Source organism: Polaribacter sp. Z014 (assembly GCF_023555435.1).
In the GTDB taxonomy this organism is placed as follows: Bacteria; Bacteroidota; Bacteroidia; order Flavobacteriales; family Flavobacteriaceae; genus Polaribacter.
Map to the genome: position 1 here is coordinate 1 of NZ_JALCZP010000049.1, position 4,243 is coordinate 4,243.

Here is a 4,243-nt window from a genome sequence, read left to right on the forward strand (position 1 = left end):
TTTTTCCGCCTTTTAGTTTTCAGACTTTTAAAGCTAAATGTATTTTAAAATGACTTTTGTTCTTAAATTATACTTTCAGCAAGTTTTTTACAACGGTTTTGTGTATGGTTAGTTGCGTGTTTCAAGCACTAAAGTTAGCAAATAAATCACAGATAGAAAGTCCGCGAGGACTTTCGTAAGTAGGCGATAACCAAGCAATTAATTATACACGGTGTTGGCAATAGTTTTATATGTTTGTTTTAAATTTTTTAAATGAATCTGAAGCTATCATCTCTTCTTGCGGATAAATAAATGCTTTGTTGACAGGACAAGGTTTAGCTTTGTTTAAATTAGATATAATATAGTCTTGGAAACTTTTATGAATATTCCAACATTTTATTTTTGGTAAAACAAATGTTTTTTGGAAACCATCATTATCATCAGTAAAATAGTCTTCTAAAGGATGTGTTTCATCTGAATTATAAACAAATAATCCTTCTTGATTAATTATATTTAAATTTTGTTGATTAAATATTAATTTAAAATCTTTTAATTCAGGAATTTCAAATTCATAACCATCTTCACTATATCCTGGAATGTAAAAAAGACTTAATTTTTCAAAATATGAATAACTTAATTTTTTTAAAGGCTCGGTAACTCCAGAAGTATCAATATTTTCTCCTTTATATCTTTCTAAAATTTCGTTTATATTTCTTGTATTTGATGATAAATGGTCTATTAAAGAAGGGAAAAACATTTTTGTTTTAGACAAATCAATCGCATATATCGATATGTAATTATCTATATCATCTTTTATATGATTTACAGGAGTGTTTTCAGTTGCAAAATATAAAGCCGTATTTAAGTTATAGCTAAAATCTAACAGAGGAGTAGGAGCTCCGTAATGTTGTAAAAAACTTAAAACAGATAAATCATAAGCTTCGTGTCCAAACGATTTATAAAACTTTTCCAATACGTTATTTTGAAATTTTTTAGCATTCTCTATTTGCTCTTTAATAAAATCAGGATATGATTTTCCTAATTTTTGAAGTTCTTCGCCTATCCAAAATCTTTGTGAAGAATTATATAATTTAAAACTAGCGTTATTTACCCCTCTGAAAATTTGATTTTCTTTAGTTTCCCAATCATTGATGAAAGAATCAAGATCTTCTTTTGAATCTATATTTTGGGTCGAAAAGTGACTTTCTTTATCTTTTAAGCTCTTATAAAATTCTATTTTCATTTTTTTTAAATTATTGCCAACGTTGTTGTATAAGCTTTGTTGCGTTGTTTAAGCAGTGAATTTAGTAAATAATACACGAACGGCGAAATTCCGGAGGAATTTCCCAAGTGAGCTAAAACCAGCAATAAAGTTTATACGGTGTTACCACCAGTTTTTTATTTCCACATTTTCTCAAATAATTTTGGACAAATCACTTTCATTGTTTCAGGTTTTTCGTCGCTCCAAGTAAATTCAAAATTCTGATAATTTCCTTCATTTGTTTTAAAATCGTCAGAAATATAATCATACAATTCCTTTCCTGTTTTATTTTCAAATGCTGTTAATGCAACATACCAAAAACTTTCAAAATCATAATAATCTTCTCCTTCTATAAATTCAGAAATTAAACTATCAGGGTTTTCTTTTCCTTTGTAATAGGTTTCTTTTCCTCTTGAAATTACCCAATTTCTAAAATACTCAAAACCATCATCAGAACATCCACCATTCATTATATATCCAGCACACCACATTTCCGAATTATATGTGTCATAAAGGAATTTGTCAGTTCTTAATCGAAAACCAATGATTTCTTTTGGTGTCAATTTTTCAATTTCTTTTACTAAAAATCTTTCTTGAGAATCTTGATTATTTGTATTCTTAACGGATAAATTCACAATATTCCAGAATATTGTTTCATCTAACATTTCACTCGTTTTTTCAATTTCTTGATTATAAGTTTTTGGTAGTTCTTTCTTTCCAAAAAGTTTGTCAAATATTCCCATTTGGTTATTGTTTTTCGTGTTTTGATTACAACTTAATATTAAAAATAATGTAAATATTATTGTAGCGAATTTCATTTTCTAATTGGTGGTAACGTTGTTGTGTAAGGAAAGTTGCGTGTTTTAAGCAATAAAGTTAGTAAATAATACACAAACCAAGAAAATCCGCGAGGATTTTCGTAAGTAAGCTAAAACCAGCAATTTTTTTTACACGGTGTTAGGGGTAGTTTATTCTATAAATTATAATGTTTTAAATACATTTCAGGTGTTATGTATTCTTTTTTGCATTTAATTAATATGTCATACATTTTTTTTCCGAAAATTGGTTCAATTGACATTATGTAATGAATCCAACCAAAAAGACGATGTTGAGTTTTAAGAATCTCTTCGCTAACTTCGTTTTTAAATTCACTAGAGCTATATTCAATTTGAGTATTTTTTACTCTTCTTATTGCATGTTTTTTATAACCTAATTTACTAATATAATAAATTTCTAATTTTAGATTTCTTTTTATCTTTTTTGGGATTCTTGGTGTTTTATCATCAAAAATTGTTAGTCCCGTTACAAATTGATAATGTCCTCTTTTTACTTTATTTGTCTTTTCTTCATTGAGTTCGAAACCATACTTAATCATTAAATCTTCAATTTCACTAATTTCTGGGACTTCTTTATCTGATGATATGCTTAAATCATCTGCATATCTCGTATATACTACATTTATTCCGCAAAGCTTGATGATTTCTTTGTCAAATTTATCAGTAACTATATTTGCTATAGTTGGGCTTGTACAAAATCCTTGTACTAAATATCCATTGATTGTCACTAAATTTGCTATGTTTTTAGCAATGTTTTCATGAAATCCTATTGTTGTAAGACTTTCAGAAATCATTTTTACAGATACAGATTCAAAATAATTTTTTATATCTAATGAAAGAAGTATTTTCTTTTTTAAATGAGGTTTCGCATTAGTTTTAGTGCTTCTCCCTTTGATAAAACCATGTACACAATCTTGAGGTAAAAAGATTTCAGATAAATAATTATTTAAAATTTTTAAGGTACTTTCTAGTTGAAAGTTAGAAATTGAATGTACACCTCTAAATCCACCTAATTTCCCTTTCTTTTTGATATAAAATTTATCAACATATATTTCATCATTATCACCAAGAAGATAATCTGAAGTACGATTTTCTTCTTTTTTCAGGTCTATAATATTGTATTCTTTGTTTATTGCATTTTCAAGAAAACTGATATTACAACGTAAATAATTCGCTAACTGAGATGTGTTTTCTATATTTTTATAATTCATATGATTAAAAAGTGAGAGCCAAGGTAAGATAGATAGTAATGTCATAAGCCGAATACGAAGTCATATTCGATTAATTACCTTGGCTGCTCACTAAACTGTTTATTTAAATTGTCTAGATTGATTTGAAACTCTGCTTTTTTCTTTCTACTCAAATAAATGTTACTGTGTAGTAAATTAATTACCGCAATCTTTGGTGCTAAGATATCAAAATTTTGTTTCATTCTATTCATTATCTTTTCTGATGTTAATAAATGATGAAAAACAAAATTTAAATAATCAATTATACCCATGTTTAATTCATCTTTTCCTACTATTTTATATTCACAGTCATGGTCTTTATCTAAATTGTCAAATATTTCTTTTAGGATTGTTATCAAAGGCTTTTTTGATATTTTTATTGTTTCAAATATAAAAATATTTTTATCTCCTTTATTTTTTATAATTCTATCCATTAATAACTTTCTCAAACAAAATGAAAATATTTCGTGTTCTTCTTTGTTTTGTAAACTTTTGAAATAATCAGTTTTTTTATTTAAAATTACAAAGTATGATCTATAATCTAAGAGAGGTAATAGTTTGTATACATCAGCTCTCATATCCATATTGTTTTCTGTAGCATGAAATCCTTCTTTTTTTATTCTCTCAGCAAATTCCTCATAATACAAGCTATCAATTAATTCTTTTTTCAATTTTTCAAGAGCTGTACTTATGGTATTAGGAGAATCCGTTTTAATACATCCATGAATAAAAATATCAGAATCGTTATTAATGCTTCCGGATTCATCAATATAAAAGTAATTAATTTTTTTTGAAGTTGTAATCATCTATTTTTATCTTTCAGTAGTTTTTTTTAATTACCCCTAACGTTGATGTATAAGCTTTGTTGCGTTGTTTAAGCAGTGAATTTAGTAAATAAAACACGAACGGCGAAATTCCGGAGGAATTTCCCAAGTGAG

General features: G+C 26.8%; 4 protein-coding genes. All 4 read right to left on the minus strand.

The features are described from left to right. Window positions 1-226: 226 nt before the first annotated feature. Entirely contained in the window at window positions 227-1,222 is a 996-nt protein-coding gene (locus MPF19_RS18650; RefSeq protein ID WP_249989788.1) for an FRG domain-containing protein, read from the minus strand. Between the two features lie 155 nt (window positions 1,223-1,377). Continuing rightward, complete coding sequence (locus MPF19_RS18655) at window positions 1,378-1,983, minus strand: DUF4240 domain-containing protein (protein ID WP_249989789.1); 606 nt, start codon at window positions 1,981-1,983, stop codon at window positions 1,378-1,380. 230 nt (window positions 1,984-2,213) lie between these two features. Then, window positions 2,214-3,287, minus strand: coding sequence for a reverse transcriptase family protein (locus MPF19_RS18660; RefSeq protein WP_249989790.1), 1,074 nt, complete (start codon window positions 3,285-3,287; stop codon window positions 2,214-2,216). A gap of 74 nt (window positions 3,288-3,361) precedes the next feature. Further along, window positions 3,362-4,111 carry a DUF3800 domain-containing protein gene (locus MPF19_RS18665; protein WP_249989791.1) on the minus strand — a complete coding sequence of 250 codons (750 nt, stop codon included), beginning with the start codon at window positions 4,109-4,111 and terminating at the stop codon, window positions 3,362-3,364. Window positions 4,112-4,243: the final 132 nt, after the last annotated feature.